Raw genomic sequence first — 17,110 nt, forward strand, 5'->3', positions numbered from 1 at the left:
CGGGCAGGGCGGGCGTTGGCCCGCGGCCCGGCTTAGCGGTCGCCGAAATTGCCGTATTGGGCGAAGACGGCCATCAGCTCGCGGACCTTTTCCTTACGGGTCTCGTCGTCCTCGACCCTGAAGGCGGCGGAGACGCAGGTGTCCAGGTGATTTTCGAGCACGATGTGCCCCACCTTGCCCAAGGCCGCCATCGCCGCTCGGACCTGCGTCAGCACGTCCACGCAGTACCGGTCCTCCTCGATCATCCGCCCCACCGCGGCGACCTGGCCCTCGGCTCGGCGGAGCCGCTTGCGGAGGGCTTGCTTCTGTTCGTCGTTCAGGTTCACGAACCGGGAGTGCGGCCGTCAGGCAGGAGATATAGGGAACGCGCCGGCCTTTCGCCGACTCTCCATCGTACCGGTCGGGGGTATCAGCGGGTAGGGGATCCGCCCGCCCCGCCCGCAGCGGGCCCCGTCCGTCTGAGGAGCGGCACGGCGTCGAGGGTCGTCAGCGGTTCGCTTCCAGATCGTCGATATAACCCTTCATCTCCGCGATCTCCTCCCGCTGGGTCTTAATGATTCGGTCGGCCAGATCGCGGACGCGCGGGTCGGCGATCTCCGCTCGTTCGCTGGTGAGGATCGCGATCGAGTGGTGCGGGATCATCGCCTTCAGCCATGATTCATCCTGCACCGTTTCCTGCGATCGCACGAGCCACAGCGTGAGGACGAAGACCGCGGCGGCGCCGACGAGGATGCCGACGTTCGCCTTGCGATTCTCGTGCATCTTCCACATGAAACCCATCATGACGACGGCCATCGTCGCCCCCATTAAAAGGGCCATATAGAGTCGCGTCTCGCTGAAGAAAACGTGATCGAGGGCGTAGGTGTTGAGATACATCAGGCCGAACATCACCGCCGTGGAGGTGGCGATCATCAGGCCGAAGCGGACGTAGGCGTTCATCGGATTCGATCGAGCGGGCGGAGACAGGAAAAAGGCCGCCCGGGGGCGTCCGGGCGGCCTCGGGCGGCGGGAGCGGCGCTCCGGCCGAGAGCGCCGCTCAGAGGTAGGTGCGGCACATCTTGGCGCATTCGCGGGAGGACTTCACGCACTCCTTGACGACCGCGGAGGTGTCGGAGGAGGCCTCCAGCGCCTTCGCCGTCTTCTCGCAGCACTCGGCGGCGGCCCGGTGCATGGACTGCGAGTGCGGGCTCTCGCGGGTCATAAACGCACAGGTCGTCTGGCAGACGGGCACGCAATCCATCGCGACCTCGTGGTTCTGAGCGTGATCGGGAACCTTCCCCTGCTTCTGCTTGATCTGGGTCATGCAGTGCTCCGTGACCCGGTTCAACAGGACGATGTGGTCCATCATCTGCTGAACGTCGGCCTTCTCCTTGCCGGTCAGTTCGTGGCCGTGCTGGCCGCCCTGTTTCTCGTGGTGATCGGCGCGGGCGGCGGGCAGGACAACAAGTCCGGCAGCGCCGGCGGCGGCGGACAGGACGTGGCGGCGGTTCATGGGGTTCTCCGTGAGAGCGGGGGGAGAACGAGGGGACGACGGTCCCGCTCGTTTTGAGCCAACCACACTGGCGACGCCGACGCGTGATCGGGACGGGGGCGACTTCCCTCTGCTCATAGGGATACGGCCCGGGGGTATCTTCGATCCCCGCTCAAGGGGATGCGCCGGTCCCCCGCCGGCCGGGCGCGCGTTGTGGTCATGGCTCCGTTTCATCGCCGACTGCGGCGACTGCGTTCCCCCCACCGGAGATCCACGTGCTCAAGCTTTCTCACGCGGCGTCGTCCTTAGCGCTCGCCGGCTTCACCCTCGCCCAGGCGGCCGCCGCGGCCCCGCCGGAGCCCGATCCGGCCGCCGCGGAAGTGCCGGAGGGCTACCGCGTCGAGGTCTTCGCCGACGGTTTAGACTTTCCCACCAGCGTGGAACCGGACGGCGCCGGCGGGCTGTTCGTCGCGCTCTCCGGCGCGGCCCCGGGCGATCCGTCCGCCCGGCCCGCCCTGCTGCACTTCGCAGCCGACGGCGCCCGCCGCAGCGTGCCCGTCAACGGCCTGGAGGCGCCGGTCAACGACCTGCTGATGCGCGACGGCGAACTGCTGGTTTCGCACCGTACGAAGATTTCCGTCCTCGATGACCCGCTCGGCTCCGCCCCGGCGCTGCGAGATCTCGTGACGGGACTGCCGAGTCTCGGGGACCACGAGAACAATCAGCTTACGGTCGGCCCCGACGGCGGGCTGTACGTCGGGCAGGGCACGGCGACGAACTCCGGCGTCGTCGGCTTGGACAATAAGAAATGGCTCATGGAGCATCCCGACGTCCACGAGATCGCGCCCGCCCCGCTGCGGACCCGCGGCGCGGTCTTCCAGACGAAGGACCCGCTCTCCGACGGCGAAGCGGACGAGACGGCCCGGACCTCCGCCTACCAGCCGTTCGACACGGCCACGCCGGACGGGGCGACGATTCCCGGGGCGACCAAGGCGAACGGCACGGTGTTGCGGTTCGACGCCGACGGCTCGAACCCGTCGGTCTACGCTTGGGGCCTGCGGAATCCCTACGGCCTGTTGTGGGCCGGCGACACGCTGTACGCGACGGAGAACGGCATGGACGTCCGCGGCAGCCGGCCGGTGGCGAACGATCTAGAGGACCTGTACGTCGTGAAACGCGGCGCCTTCTACGGCTGGCCGGACTTCGGGTCCGGCGATCCCGTCACCGATCCGCGGTTCAAGCCTGACGGCAAACCGCAGCCGACCTTCCTGATGGCGAACCATCCGCCCGTGGAGCGGCCCGCGGCGACATTTCCGAAGCACTCCAGCATCGTCAAGCTGGACGCGTCCCCGGGCGGGGCGTTCGGGCTCGAGGGGCAACTGTTCATCGCCTTCTTCGGCCACATGACTCCGCGCACCGGCACGCCGCCGGAGGAACACGGCGGCCACCGCGTGGTGCGGTTCGACCCGGCGACCGGCGAATCAACCACCTTCTTCGGCCCGAAACACCACAGCCACGGCGACGGCGGCCACGGTGACAAGCCACAGGCCGGCCGCTCCGACGGCGGTCACGGGCATGGGCCGGGCGGCTCGGCGGGGCCGCGGCGCCCGTTGGACGTGCGCTTCGCCGCGGACGGATCCGCCCTGTACGTCGCCGACTTCGGTCTGATGCCGATGGACGAGGCCGGCCCGCACGCTCGGCCCGGAACGGGCGTGATCTGGAAGATCACGCCGGTCGCGGACTGACCCGAACGGCGTCCCGACGCCTCCCGGCCGCTGACGCCGACCCTAGCCGGCTCGACGTCAAGGTTCGGAGGGGGCTTCCACGGCGGCCGGCTCGTCGACGATCGCTTCGGCCGGAGCGGCCGCGGCCGGGCCGTCGCCTCGTGGTTCCTCCACGGAGGGAATCGGCGGCGGGGCCTGGAGAGTCTCCGGCAACGGCGCCGGAGCAGGCGCCGGGGAGGGCACCGGACGGGTCGTTGCGAGGTCGCAGCCGACGGCTCGCTCCAACTCCGCCAGCGCAATGCCCACGTCCGCCCGCAGCCGGGCCCGTTGGACCTCCAGACGCAGGATGTCCGCGTAGCTGCTCGCCGCCTCCGTGAACCCCACGCGTTCGCCCCGGTAGTCCGCGAGGCTCACCTCAAGCGTGCGTTCGGCCCGGGGGAGGATGCGGGTCTCTAGCAGGTCCAGCTGGTCGGCCAGCGAGTCCAGCCGAATCGCCAGCCGGCGAATCAGCCGGAGGGTTTCGTCCCGCTCCGCGTCGAGGGAGCGGGCGTCGGCGGCGAGGCGGCGGTCCGCCTCGGCGACCCCCGCCCGAATTTTATCCCCGTAGATCGGCAGCGTCAGGCCGAACAGCACGGAGACGTTGTCCCGGCCGTTGGCGTTCCCGGCCAGCGCGTCCTCCTCCGTCACCACCGCATAACCGAAGCCGGCGGTGAAGTCCGGCTTGCCGGCCAGGCAGGCGACCCGCCGCTCGGCCCGGTCGCGGGCGATCTCCCAGCCGATCCGCTGCAGTTCGGGTCGGCAGCGTTGGGCGGCGGCGGACAGGACGTCGACCTCGGCGGCGGCGTCCAGCGGGGGCAACTCGGTCGTCGCCGTCGGCAGCGCCGCCCCGGGCGGCAGCCGCAGGACCGCGGCGAGGTCCGCCCGGGCCAGGTCTTCCGCCTGGGTCAGTTGAAGGAGGCGATCGTCGAGCCGGTCGATTTCCAACTGCGTCCGCAGCACGTCCGTCTGGGCGCCGCCCGTGCGAACGCGGGCCACGGCCACGTCGGAAAGCTGTTCCAGCAGGTCCCGGTTCCGCTCCGTCACCTCGACCGCCCGGCCGGCGTACCAGGCCTCGAACCAGGCCGTGCGGGCCGCCAGCGCCGCGGCCAACTCGGCGGTCGCCGCCTCGGTCAGGGCGACCTGCGCTTCACGACGGACCACCTCGCCGCGGGCGTCCAGCTTGGCGAGCCACGGGAACCGCTGGGCCACCTGCACGCCGGTCTGCACACGACCCGCGGCGGTTTGCAGGGCCTGATCGCGGATCGGATAGGAGGTGCTGGTGAGCGTCGGGTCCTCCAATGCCGTCACCTGCGGGAGGCGGGCGGCGATCGAGTCGGCCCGGCGACGGGCGGCCGCGGCCCGGGGAGAACGGGCCACCGCCAGCGCCGCCGCCGCCTCAAGCCCGATCGTCGGGGGACCGGCGGCGGCGCCCGCCGTGTGGGACCGCGGCTCGCCGTTGGCGGGGTCGCCGCCGTCGTCCGGGGCGGGGGCGTCGAGGAGGGGATCGAACGATCCGTTGCCGTCCTGCCGAACGCTGGGATCCTGCGCCGGGGCCCGCTCAGACGGGGCCTTTTCAGTCGGGACGTCGAGCAGGGGGTCGTAGAACTCGCCCCGTTCGATGCCGTTCGCCGCGTCCCCGCCGGATTCGTCCTGGAAGGACACGGGACGCACGGCGCCAACCGCGGACGACGACGGCGGGAGCGGGCGCGGCGACGACGCCGACGATCCGACGACGCAGCCCGCGGCCAGCGAGAGGGCTCCGGCGAGCGTCAGGCGGGCGGCAGGCCGAAGTCGATCTTGCATCGTCGAGGCGGTCTGCAACACTGGGGATACCCTCTCCGGGTAAATCGACCGCAGGAACCGCTTTGTTCGCGTCTGTCCGCACCGCCCTCACACTTTGCCTGACGCTGGCGGTCTGCGCCTCCGGGCCGGGGCCGGTGACGGCGGCGATCGGGTGCCCGGCGATCGACGCGGCCCCCCCGGCGGCCGAGCGTTCCTGCTGCGATCGAGTCGACCCGGAGAAGGCCAAACCGCTTGCCTGTTGCGGCGAACGATGCCATTGCGGCCTGCCCGACGCGCCCTTCGGGCCCCACGACGAGACGGACGACCGGCCGAGCGTTTGCCGGTGCGGTTCGCGTCCGCTGCCGCCCGTGGTGCCCGAAGCTCCGTCCCGGCCGGACGTGAAGCCGGCGACCGCGTCGTGTGCGAATCCGGCCGCGTTTGACACAGACAAGTCGGCGGCGGTTCTCGCCGCCGTCGATCCGGAACTCGCATTTCATCACCCGCGTGGCTACGCGCAGCGGGTGCTCGGGGTCTGGCGCACCTAGCCGGATTCGCCCGACGCTCCCGGTCCGCGCCGCCCTGTGAGGCCGGCGCCGGCCGCTCTTTTCGCCCCGTCATGCTCGACGGGAATCCCCTTCTGGTCGCTTCGCGCTTCGACGCACGGCGACCGCCACGGCCGCGCCCGTTCCTCTGGCGCGGCCGTGCATGCCCCCGCCCCTTTCAAGGACGTCCCCATGAAGATCCGCCCGTTCCTCGCCCTGCCCGCCGCCGGTCTGTTCGCCCTGGCCGCCGGCTGTGCCGTCGAAACCGAACCGGTCCCCCCGGCCGACGCCGAGGCGCCCGCGACCACCGAGGCCGTCGCGCTCGTAAACGAAACCTGTCCCCTCATGGGCGGGGACGCCGATCCGGCGGTCACCACCGAGTGGAACGGCCAAACGGTCGGGTTCTGCTGCGCTCAATGCATTCCTGAATGGCAGGAGCTGACCGAGGAGGAGAAGGCCGAGAAGCTCGCCGCCGCCCAGGCCGGCGAGACGCAGAACGCGATGGACGGCGACGCCTGATTCGCCCCGCTTTTTGAACTTCGTTCCTCATTGAGGAGCCGCCCGATGCTGGCCGCCCTCCGCCGCCGACTGTCCCGATCCGCCGCGTCGCCTTCGCCCCCGGGCGGTGCGGCGCAGCATGTCCCCGCGTCCGACACCGCTCCGCCCAGTTCGTCCGAGACGACGGGGGCGGCGCGGTCCGGCGGGCGGCGGTGGGTCGGCACGGCGGCGCGGACGGCGGCGTTTTGTGCGGCGGTCCTGGGGCTGCTGGTCGGGCTGGGGTTCGCCCAGCGGGCCGATTGGCTGCCCACGGTCGCGCCGCTGGCGGTCGCCGCCGCTGAGGACGCTCGCTACATCTGCCCGATGATGTGCACCCCGCCGCTGGCCGAACCGGGCCGGTGTCCGGTCTGCGGGATGGAATTGAAAAAGCTGGAGGACGACGGCGGCGACGGCGTCTCCGTCACCCTCGATCCCGCCGCCCGGCGCCTCGCGGGCATCGGGACCGCCGAGGTGACGCGGGAGGTTCTCACCCGGGAGATCCGCACGGTCGGGGAGCTGGCGTTCGACGAGGGCCGCGACGCGACCATCGCCGCCTACGTCGACGGCCGGTTGGAACGGCTGTTCGCCGACTACGTCGGCGTGCCGGTGAAGGAGGGCGACGACCTTGCCGTGCTCTACAGCCCGGACCTCTACACCGCCCAGCGGGAATATCTGTCGGCCCGGGGGGCGCTGGCGTCGGGAGCGGCCGCGGACGCGGAACTCTCCCGCCAACTCGCCGTCGCGGCCCGCGACAAGCTGATCGAACTGGGGATGACGGCCGACCAGATCGAGGCCCTGCGGGAGCGGGGCACGGCCGAGACGCGGCTCCGCATCCGCTCGCCGCTGGGCGGGACGGTGGTGGAGAAGCTCAAAACGGAGGGCCAGTACGTCGCCCGGGGCGAGCCGATTTTGAAGATCGCGGACCTCTCGGCCGTCTGGCTGATGCTCGAGCTGTTCCCCGAGGACGCCGCCGCGGTCCGGTTCGCGACGAAGGTGCGGGCGACGCTGCGGAGCCTGCCGGGAGAGGAGTTCGTCGGCCGGGCGGCCTTCATCGACCCCACCGTCGATCCGGAGACCCGCACCGTGGGCGTGCGGGTGGAGATGCTCAACCCCGACGGCCGCCTCCGCCCCGGCGACCTCGCCGCGGCCGTGGTCGAAACGCTGGCCGTGCCCCCGCCGCCGGGCGAGCCGGTGTACGACCCGGAGCTCGCCATGAAGTACGTCAGCCCGATGCACCCGCAGATCGTGCGGGACGAGCCGGGCGAGTGCCCGGTGTGCGGCATGGACCTCGTCCCGGCGAGCGAACTGGGCTTCGCCGAGAGTCGCACCGCCGACCGCTCGGTCCTCACCGTTCCCCGCGACGCCGTGCTGCGGGCCGGCTCAAACAGCGTCGTCTACGTCGAGACGGACCCCGGTCGGTTCGAACTGCGAACCGTCGAACTCGGCCCCACCGCGAAGGGCCGCACCGTGGTGGTCAGTGGACTGGAGGCGGGCGAGACGGTCGCGACCGGCGGGAACTTCCTGATCGACTCCCAGATGCAGCTCGCCGGCAATCCATCGCTGATCGACCCGACCCGGGCGAAGCCCCTCGAAGAGCCGGCCGACGGCCCGATGAGCCTGCCGAACGGGCCGGCGGTGGTCGTCGCCGACGAGACCGGGGCGGCGCTGGACGCCCTGTTCGCCGCCTACTTTCAGGTGCAGACGGCCCTCGCCGCGGACGAGCCGCCGCCGGCGGGCGCGATCGCGGCGCTGAGCGACGCCGCCGACCGGCTGGACGCCGCGGACCTCGCCGCCGCGGCCGACCAGGTCGCCGTCGTCGAACGGCACGTACCGGAACTGGCGACCGACGACCTCGACGCCGCGCGGGTCGCCTTCAAGCCGCTCAGCCATGCGGTGCTGCGGCTCTCGGCGGCCATGCGGGGGCCGGAGTCCGCGGGGGCGTTGACGCAGTTCCACTGCCCCATGGGACCCGGCGGGGGCAGCGACTGGCTCGAACCCGGCCGCCTCGCCCGAGACGAGATGCGCAATCCCTATATGGGGGCCGCGATGCTGAAGTGCGGTTCGAAGGTCCGCGAGATCGCCGCCGCCGAGAGCCCGGCGGGGCCCGGAAACGCGGGGCCGAATTGATGCTCGCCGCCCTCATCCGGTTCTGCGTTCGGGAGCCGTTGATCGTCCTGCTGCTCACGGCCGGGCTGATCGGGTTCGGGGTCTATAGCGTGAACACCGTTCCGATCGACGCGATCCCCGACATCGGGGAGAACCAGGTGATCGTCCTCACCGACTGGCCCGGCCGGTCGCCGAAGGACGTGGAGGACCAGATCACCTATCCGCTGAGCGTGAACCTGATGGCGGTGCCGGGAGCGGCGAGCGTCCGCGGCAAAAGCCTGTTCGGCGTCAGCTTCGTGCAGGTGACGTTCGACGATTCGGTCGACTTTTACTGGGCCCGCAGCCGGGTCAGCGAGCAGCTCGGCGTCGCCGCGGCGAACCTGCCGGACGGGGTCACGCCCCGCATGGGCCCGGACGCCACCGGGCTGGGACAGATTTATTATTACGTCCTCCGCCCGCCGCCTCGTGCGTCCGACGGAACCGGCGGGACGGACCTGGCGGAACTGCGATCGTTGCAGGATTTCGTCGTCCGGTACGAATTGCAGGCGGTCGAGGGGGTCAGCGAGGTGGCCTCGATCGGCGGCTACGTGCGGCAGTATCAGATCGACGTGGACCCGGACCGCCTGCGGTTCCACGACCTGCCGCTGGACCGCGTGACGGAAGCCGTCCAGACCGCCGGCCGCGACGTGGGGGCCAAAACCGTCGAGAGCGGCGGGATGGAATACATCGTCCGCGGCCGCGGATTCGTCGGGGGCGGGGACGACGCGGACGCCGTGCGCGATCTGGAAGAAACTGTCGTTGCCGAGCGGGGCGGAACGCCGGTGCGGATAAAAGATCTCGCCGACGTGCAGCTCGGCCCGGACTTCCGCCGCGGGGCGCTGGACCTCAACGGCGCCGAGGCCGTCGGCGGGGTCGTCGTGATGCGGCACGGCGAGAACCCCCGGGCCGTCATCGACCGGGTGAAGGCGAAGATTCGCCAGATCGAACCGGCGTTGGGCGGCGTGACGATCCAGGGAATCTACGACCGCAGCGGGCTGATCGACGAAACGGTCTCCACCCTCACGACGGCCCTGTGGCAGGAGATCGCGATCACCGCCGCGGTGATCCTGTTATTCCTGCTGCATATTCGCAGCAGCCTGACCGTCGCCGCCACGCTGCCGGTCGCCGTGCTGCTGGCGTTCGGGGCGATGCGGGTCGGCGGGGTGGACGCGAACATCATGTCGCTCGCGGGGATCGCGATCGCGATCGGCACGATGGTCGATATGGGGATTATCGTCTCGGAGAATATCTATCAGCACCTCGCGTCGTGGACGGCGAAGCCTGACGATCGGACCCGCGTTGAGGTGATCGAGGAGGCGGCCGGCGAGGTGGCCCCGGCGGTCTTCACGGCGGTGACGACGACGGTGGTGAGCTTCCTGCCGGTGTTCTTCCTCACCGGCCGCGATTATAAGTTGTTCGCCCCCCTGGCGTGGACGAAGACCTTCAGCATCGTGGCGGCGTTGCTCGTCGCCGTTTGCCTCGTCCCGCCGATCTGTCGGCTGCTGCTCGGCGACCGACGGCGGTCGCGATGGGCGGCGGCGTGGGCCGGGTTGGCCGGGGCGGCGGTCTTCGGGGGGAGCGCCCTCGTCTGGGGCGACCGGGCCGCGGCGGGGCTCACCGCCGAACTGTTTCCCGGCGGCGGGTACGCCGTCTTTCCGGTTCATGTCGCCCTCGCCGCGGCGGCGAGCGGCTTCGCAGTCGGCTACCTGATGACCCGCGAACGCCTGCGGCCGGTGGAGGAGAACCCCGTCAGCCGGCTCGTCGTCGGGATTTACGAGCCCACGCTGAGGTTCTTCCTGCGGCACAAGCTCGGCTTCATGACGGTCCCGGCCCTGATCGTCCTGCTGGGCCTGGGGGCGTGGTTCGGACTGGGCACGGTCTTAAAGCCCGTGGAGCGGACCGCGTCCGCCCTCGGCGCCGACCTCAACGCCGTCCCCGGCTATCTCGACGCGAAAAGCACGTTCATGGGCCTGCCCAGCGACGACTGGATCGCCCTGGACGAGGGGAGCTGGTTCTATATGCCCACGCTGTACCCGGCCGCCAGCTTCAGCGAGGCGATGCGTGTGCTCCAGACGCAGGACGCGTTGATCCGGCAGATCCCGGAGGTGCGGGACGTGCTCGGCAAGATCGGCCGCGTGGAGAGCGCGCTCGACCCCGCCCCCGCCGCGATGATCGAGACCTACGTGATGCTCAAGCCCCGCGACCAGTGGCGGCCGGGCGTGACGGGGAAGGACGTGTGGGAGGAAATCAACGCCGTCGCCACGCTGCCCGGCGTCACCCCCGCTTCCCCCCTGCAACCGATCGAGGGGCGCGTCGTCATGCTCCAGAGCGGCATCAAGGCCTCGACGGCGGTCCGCATTTACGGCGACGACCTCGGCGAATTGGCGACCGCCGCCCGGGACGTCGCGGATCGGCTCCGCGACAGCCCCTATATTAAGCCGGGCACGGTGAACCCGGACATCGTGCTCGGCAAGCCGTACATTGAGTTCGTCGTCGACCGCGAGGCCGCCGCCCGCTACGGCATGAGCGTCGAGGAGGTGAACCGGCTCATCGAAACCGCCCTGGGCGGGATGAACGTCGATCGCACCGTCGAGGGCCGGGAGCGCTATCCGATCCGCGTCCGCTACCGCCGCGACCTGCGGGAAGGCGTCGACGGCCTGCCGGATCTGCCGGTCGTCACGCCCAGCGGGCAGACCGTCCCACTGTCGGAATTGGCAACGCTGACGACGACCTGGGGCCCGGGGGCGATCTCCAGCGAGAACGCCCGGCTGGTCGCTCATGTGGCCTTCGCGGTGAGCGAATCCGTCGGCGACCTGGAGGCCGTCGCCGCGATCGAAGAATCGCTCCGCACCGCCGCGGCGCTGCCGGCGGACGCCCCGGAGCGGCTGGACCTGCCGGCGGGTTATTCGTTCGAACTGGTCGGCAGCTTTCGGAATCAGATCGAGGCGAACCGACGGCTGATGTGGCTCGTTCCGCTGGTGATCGGCATTAATCTGCTGCTCATTTATTTCCAGTTCCGGGCGATCCCGCTCACGCTCGCGGTGTTCGCCAGCATCCCGGTCGCGTTCGGCGGGGGGATGATCTGCCTGGCGTTGGCCGGGACGGAGATGAACACGGCGGTGTGGGTGGGGTTCATCGCCCTGTTCGGCATCGCCGTGGACGACGGGGTGGTGATCGCGACCTATCTCGATCAGGTGTTCACCCGCCGCCGGCTCAAAACCGTGGCGGACATCCGGGCCGCGACCGTCGCCGCCGGCGCCCGCCGCATCCGACCCTGCCTGATGACCACCGCGACCACCGTGCTCGCCCTCGTTCCGGTGCTGTTGGCCAACGGCCGCGGGGCCGACGTGGCCCGGGCGATGGCCCTGCCGGTGTTCGGCGGGATGACCGTCGAACTGGTGACGCTGTTCGTCGTCCCGGTCCTGTTCTGCGGATATAAGGAGTTTAAGCTGAACGCCGGCCTCCACGACCGCCACTGGGCCGGCACGGAAGAGGTGCCCGCCTCGCTCTGAAGAGGCTGTCTAACTCAATGGCTTCGCGGCACCCCTACGGCGCCGCCTCCGGAGACGCCGTCACGTCCCGAACCGCTGGTCTCCATGACTCAGACCGATTTCGGGTCGGCCGCCGGGGAAGATGTGCGGACTACGCCCACTGACGCCGCCGGGGCGGCTTCCACAAGCCGGACCTCCACCCGGTCGGGGAGCTTCTTCCGCGGTCGCTCGACTGCCAAGGACGCGGGGCTCGGCGGGGGAACGGGCGTCGTCGTCGCCTGCCAATCGGCGGGCCGTCGCCTGATTCGCAGGACCGGCGCGGATCGCCGCTTTCGCGGGGGCGGGCCGCGGAGTATCGTTCCCGCGTGAACCTGCTGCTGCTCCTCCTCGCCGGACCGCTGACGATCGCGGCGGCGCTGCCGAACGTGCAAACGTTCGGCGACGAGGACGGCCGGTCGCAACCCGCCCACGTCGCGGATGCAGTCGAGTACGACGGGGCCGGGGAAGCGGAATCGAATCCGACCCCGGGCTCGGGCGTGGCTGCGGGACTCCGTCACGTCGCGGCTCAGACGGGCTGCGGCCTGTCGACGGCGACGGTCGATGCGGGGCGTTTGGGAAGAGAACGCGGCGTCGGTCCGGCCGCTCCTCGCGGGCCGCCCGTTCGGAACTAAATCGGAGCCGGGCTCCGGTTATCTGAAATCGACGACGCGGGACGAACCGCGCGCCGCTGCGTTTTGAGCGTTCTGAAGTCGCCCTGCGGCGGCTTCGCGTCCCCTCTTATTCCCAAGCCCCCGGGCGCTTGGCCGGTTCGGCCCGCGCCCCCTCTGAAACCGTTCTCCCCTCATGTCTACATTTCGTCGGCTCCCGCGCGCCACCGGGCTCACCGCGGCCAAATTGAAAACCTATTTGGCCGAATTCAGTCCCGTGGAGAACCTGCGGTCGTTCGGCACGAACATCGTTCCCGATCTCGTCAGCGGCCTGACCGTCGCGGTGATCGCGCTGCCGCTGGCCTTGGCGTTCGGGGCGATGGTGCCGGAACTGGGGCCGGCGGCGGGCATCTGGGCGGCGATCGTGGGCGGGGTGGTGGTGGGAATCTTCGGCGGCTGCCGGACCGGCGTCTCCGGGCCGACGGGGCCGAAAGTCGTGCAGCTCGCGGCGCTGGCCGCGACGATCAAGGCGGTCGACGGCACGGTGGACGTCGGGTTTATCTTCTCGGTGGTGTTTCTCTCCGGCCTCATCTGCGTCGCCCTGGCGCTGCTGCGGGTGGGGCGGTTCATATATTTCACGCCGTACTCGGTGGTCTCCGGGTTTATGTGCGGGATCGGGGCCATCATCCTGATCACGCAAATTCCGCCGCTGTTGGGCTTTCCGGCGCCGTCCGGGGTGTGGGCGGCGCTGCGGGAGATCCCCCGCGACCTGTCGCACGCGCATGTGAACGCGTTGGTCGTCGCCGGGTCGACGTTCGGCGCGATTCTGGCCTGGCCGCGGATCGTCGCCGGGCTGGCGACGCTGTCCGCCCCGCTCGGGGGGCTGCGGCGCCTGCCGGGGCCGCTGGTCGGGCTGTTGGTCGGGACCGCGGTGGCGAACCTCGCGGGGCTGGAGGTGGCCTTTATCGCCGATATTCCGGTCGGTCTGCCGGAGATCCACCTGCCCTCGTTCAGCCGCTTTGACGAGATGATCGGGCCGGCCGCGGCGCTGGCGGGGCTGGCAGTGTTCGACTCGCTGCTGACCTGCCTGGTCTGCGATACGATGACCGGCTCCCGGCATAGCAGCGACCGCGAAATCTTCGGCCAGGGATTGGCGAACATGGCCTGCGGGCTGGTCGGCGGGGTGACGACTGCCACCGCGACGATCCGCAGCGTGGCGAACATTAAGTGCGGTGCCCGGACGGGTCTGGCCGCGGTCGTGCACGGGCTGGTGTTGCTCGCGTTAATGCTGGGCCTGGCCCCGCTGGCGAAACTGGTGCCGATGGCCTGTCTGGCGGGGATTCTGGTGAAGGTCGGGATCGATATTCTCGATTATCGGGTCCTGCCCGTGTTGCATCGCATGCCGCTGACGGACGCCGTCTGCTTCTGGGCAGTGCTGTTGTTAACGATTTCCGTCGACCTGCTGGTCGCGATGGGCGTGGGCATCACGATCGCCTTCGTCCGCACGGTGCAGGAGCTGGGCACGCTGTACGAGCCGGAGTTGGCGTCGGGGGACGCCGACGCCGGTCGTCAGAAGGTCGCGCTGCCGGAACCGCTGCGGGGGCGGGTGCTCAAGTTGCGGCTCGAAGGCCCGCTGTTCTTCGGCGTCGCCGACACGGTCTATCGGGCGGCGGCGAAGATGAAGGACTACGACTACCTGCTGATTCGCCTGGAGGACGTGCCGATGGCCGACCTCTCCGGCGCCTACCTGCTGGACGACATCCTCGAGCAGGCCGAACGGCAGGGCGCCCGGGCGCTACTCTCCGGCGTGCGGCCGCGGGTCGGGGAGTTGCTGGATCGCCTCGGAATCCTGGCGAAGTTCGAGGAGGAGGATGTGTGCGATACAGTCGACGACGCCCTGCTGCGGATCGCCGCGCTGCACGGCGTCCCGCCGATCCGGAATCTCGACGGCCGCCTGGCGGACGACCCGGCCGGCTCCGTGGACGCGGCCGATGCGGTCGGCGAAGCCGGCGACGGTCGCATCCTCGGTTGGGAACCGGCCACCGTCGCGGTGGGCTGAGCGGACGCGGCCCCCATCCACGCCCACGCCGTCCCGCGGAACGACGGACCTCAGATCGCGCCGGCCCGGCCGCGGCGCGGGGTGCTTCCGGGGTTCGGTCGGGAGAAAGCGCCGCCGCGGAGGCGAGACGACTGATCCTTCGCGCGGCAAGCGCCGAGAGAAGGGGGAGACGTGCGTCGCCCGGGCGGATCCCGACCGACGCGGTTCTCAATGGAGTGTTTGGACATGGACGTCCCCCCGCGCATCCGCCGAACCGTCGGCTCGCTGGCCGGGGGAGCGTGGGCGCTGGGGATCTGTTTGGCCGCTCCCTCCGCCGCACCGGCGCAGGACGAGACGGTTGTGAACGGTCAGACGCGGATCGTCTCCGCGACCGAGACGAGGGACGATTTCGTCATCGACCCCGGAGGAACCGCCGCGATCGCAGGGACCGGCTTCCTGACCGTGGAGGACCTCCTCGCTCAGGGTCTGACGACCGTCGCCGACGGCGGCCGGCTGGACGCGGCGACGTTCAATCTGATCAACACCGGACAGTTGCAGAGCGCCGGCGACGTGAACGTGGTCGGGGACGCGATCGTCGGCGGGGCGGGCAGCGGGCTGAACGCGACCGGCGGCACGTTCGACGCCTCTTCGCTGTACCTGAACGCCGCTGCCGTCTCCGCCGTCGGCGCCGACGCGGTCGTGACGGTCACGAGTCTCACCAGACTCAACGCCGCCGCGTTGACCGTCGCCGGAGCCGTCCGGGCCGGCGCCGACGTGGAGTTCCTTACCGCCTCCGCCGGCGTCGTGCAGGACGGCGGCACATTGACGAGCGGCGGCCGGATCAGGCTCGCCGGCGGCTCCACCCTGACGATCGACGCCGGCGGACGCGCGGTCACCGGCGGGGCGTTGGAACTGGGCGGCGGCGGGCTGCTCGTCAACGGCGTCGCCGAGGTCGGCGCCGGACTCGACTACGCCAACGCGACCGTCACCGTTGGCGACGGCGGCCTGCTGAGCTCCTCCGGGGCGGTCGAGGGCGCTGGCGGAGCGATCGATCTGCAATCCGGCGGAACGTTCCGCCTCAACGGCACCTGGACCACGGACCGTTTCGAACTGACCCAGGGCGCCCGCCTGACCGGGAACGCGACGCTCAACACGGCGAATGGGGTTCTGGTCGAGGGGACTCTCGCCCCCGGCACCAGCCCGGGAACGATGACGGTGAACGGCCCGTTCGCCACCGGCTCCACGGCCGTGCTGGACATCGAACTGAACCCCGTCGCGGCGAGCGTCGTGCCGCAGCCGGGCGTGGACTTCGACCAGATCGCGGTGAACGGCGACGCCGTGATCGACGGCGGCACGTTGCGGGCGTCGCAGTTCGCCTCCGGCTCGCTGGTCCGCGGCACGCGGTACGACTTCCTCGTCGCCGACCGCCTCACCGTGCTGGATCCGCTGACGCTTCAGAATCAGACCAGCCTCCGGCTGATTTCCGTTTACGACGCGACGACCTACTCGCTGATCGTCGGCCGGGACGGGCCGTACGCCGGTTTGGGCGTGGGCTTCAACCAGCGGGCCGTGGGCGGCGCGTTGGACGCGGCCGTCACGAACCCGGCGCTGGCCGGGCTGCTGGACGCCCTGGACACCCTGCCCAGCGACGCCGCGACCGCCGCGAGCCTCAATGCCCTCTCCGGCGAGATCTACGGCACGCACCTGACGGCCTTGAATCGCAGTTCGTTGCAGTTCCTGGACGCGGTGGGCGGCCGCGATGTCGGCTTCCCGCTGGTCTGCGGAACCTGTGGCGTGACCCGCCCCGGGCAATCCGGCCTGCAGGGGTGGATCGAAAGCTACGGCGCCGGCGGCCACGTCGACGGCGACGGCAACGCCGCTCCGGCCGATCTGGGCACGGCGGGCGTGGCCGTGGGGCTGTCGCGGATCTTCGGCGGCCCCGGCGGCTGCGTGGAGGTCGGGGCGTTCTACGGGTACGAGTCGATGACCGTCCGCGTGCCGGAGGTCGATTCCACCGTCACGGACGAGATCCACCGCGTCGGCGGCTCCGTGCGGGCCTCCGCGGGCCGGACCTACGCCCGGCTGTCCGGCTTCGCCGGGGCCAGTGCCGGCGAGGCGCTGCGGTCGTTCCAGGTCGACAGCCCGCTGTTTCCGCTGTCCGACCGGACCCGGGGCGAGTTCGACGGCACGCTCGCCGCCGGCGACGCGGAGGCCGGCCTCTTGCACGGTTCGAGCAGCGCCTACCTGATGCCGGTCGCCGGGCTGCGGTACGTGCGGGTCGACCGCGACGCCTTCGCCGAGAGCGGCGGCGTGAGCGCGTTGGCGGTGGAGGAGTCCTCTCTCGACGAGTTGCGGGCGCGGGTCGGTCTGCGGGCCGGGCGCCGATTGGCGCTGTGGTCGAACCTGCCGGCGAACGGGACCTTCGAGGCGTTTTACAGCCGCGACCTGACCGCCGGCACGGTCGGCGACTTTCGGGCGAACCTGGTCGCCGACCCGACGGCCGCCTTCACCGCCCGCGGGACGGACTTCGACGCCGACCGCTTCGTCCTGGGGCCGGGGCTGACGCTGGGCGACGGTCCGGTGCGGCTGTCCGGCCAGTACCGGGCGGGGTTCGGCGACGCGGCCGTCCTGCACGCCGGCGACGTGCGGCTGGAAGTCTGCTTCTGAACCGCGACGCGGGGAGACGCGGGGCGG

General features: G+C 70.8%; 11 protein-coding genes. 7 read left to right on the forward strand and 4 right to left on the reverse strand.

All coding sequences use genetic code 11. The features are described from left to right. Positions 1-32: 32 nt before the first annotated feature. The 3 genes from CA12_RS13745 to CA12_RS13755 form a co-directional block, all read right to left on the reverse strand. On the reverse strand, positions 33-326 hold the full coding sequence (locus CA12_RS13745; RefSeq protein ID WP_242687911.1) for a metal-sensitive transcriptional regulator: 294 nt from the start codon (positions 324-326) through the stop codon (positions 33-35). A 160-nt stretch (positions 327-486) separates the two neighbouring features. Then, on the reverse strand, positions 487-939 hold the full coding sequence (locus CA12_RS13750; protein ID WP_145359605.1) for a DUF305 domain-containing protein: 453 nt from the start codon (positions 937-939) through the stop codon (positions 487-489). A 97-nt stretch (positions 940-1,036) separates the two neighbouring features. Further along, complete coding sequence (locus CA12_RS13755; protein WP_145359608.1) at positions 1,037-1,492, reverse strand: hypothetical protein; 456 nt, start codon at positions 1,490-1,492, stop codon at positions 1,037-1,039. A 254-nt stretch (positions 1,493-1,746) separates the two neighbouring features. On the opposite strand from CA12_RS13755, the gene CA12_RS13760 reads away from it, so the two are divergent. Beyond that, on the forward strand, positions 1,747-3,216 hold the full coding sequence (locus CA12_RS13760; RefSeq protein WP_145359610.1) for a PQQ-dependent sugar dehydrogenase: 1,470 nt from the start codon (positions 1,747-1,749) through the stop codon (positions 3,214-3,216). Between the two features lie 57 nt (positions 3,217-3,273). Here the strand turns inward: CA12_RS13760 and CA12_RS13765 are convergent, their stop codons facing one another. Continuing rightward, entirely contained in the window at positions 3,274-4,905 is a 1,632-nt protein-coding gene (locus CA12_RS13765; RefSeq protein WP_165700757.1) for a TolC family protein, read from the reverse strand. A gap of 845 nt (positions 4,906-5,750) precedes the next feature. Between CA12_RS13765 and CA12_RS13770 the strand changes: the two genes are divergently transcribed. From CA12_RS13770 to CA12_RS13795, 6 genes are all read left to right on the forward strand, one after another. Beyond that, positions 5,751-6,077 carry a hypothetical protein gene (locus CA12_RS13770; RefSeq protein ID WP_145359616.1) on the forward strand — a complete coding sequence of 109 codons (327 nt, stop codon included), beginning with the start codon at positions 5,751-5,753 and terminating at the stop codon, positions 6,075-6,077. A gap of 45 nt (positions 6,078-6,122) precedes the next feature. Further along, positions 6,123-8,222, forward strand: a complete 2,100-nt coding sequence (locus CA12_RS13775; RefSeq protein WP_145359619.1) for an efflux RND transporter periplasmic adaptor subunit — start codon at positions 6,123-6,125, stop codon at positions 8,220-8,222. Then, positions 8,222-11,752: an efflux RND transporter permease subunit gene (locus CA12_RS13780; RefSeq protein WP_145359621.1), complete on the forward strand. Its 3,531-nt coding sequence runs from the start codon at positions 8,222-8,224 to the stop codon at positions 11,750-11,752. The genes CA12_RS13775 and CA12_RS13780 overlap by 1 nt, the downstream gene beginning before the upstream one ends. 344 nt (positions 11,753-12,096) lie before the next feature. Beyond that, positions 12,097-12,402 (forward strand): hypothetical protein, encoded by a 306-nt coding sequence (locus tag CA12_RS13785; protein WP_145359624.1) that lies wholly within the window; start codon positions 12,097-12,099, stop codon positions 12,400-12,402. A 235-nt stretch (positions 12,403-12,637) separates the two neighbouring features. Beyond that, on the forward strand, positions 12,638-14,437 hold the full coding sequence (locus tag CA12_RS13790) for a SulP family inorganic anion transporter (protein WP_207621998.1): 1,800 nt from the start codon (positions 12,638-12,640) through the stop codon (positions 14,435-14,437). 225 nt (positions 14,438-14,662) lie between these two features. Next, positions 14,663-17,083: an autotransporter outer membrane beta-barrel domain-containing protein gene (locus CA12_RS13795; RefSeq protein ID WP_165700758.1), complete on the forward strand. Its 2,421-nt coding sequence runs from the start codon at positions 14,663-14,665 to the stop codon at positions 17,081-17,083. Positions 17,084-17,110 lie beyond the last annotated feature (27 nt).

Source organism: Alienimonas californiensis (genome assembly GCF_007743815.1).
GTDB lineage: Bacteria > Planctomycetota > Planctomycetia > Planctomycetales > Planctomycetaceae > Alienimonas > Alienimonas californiensis.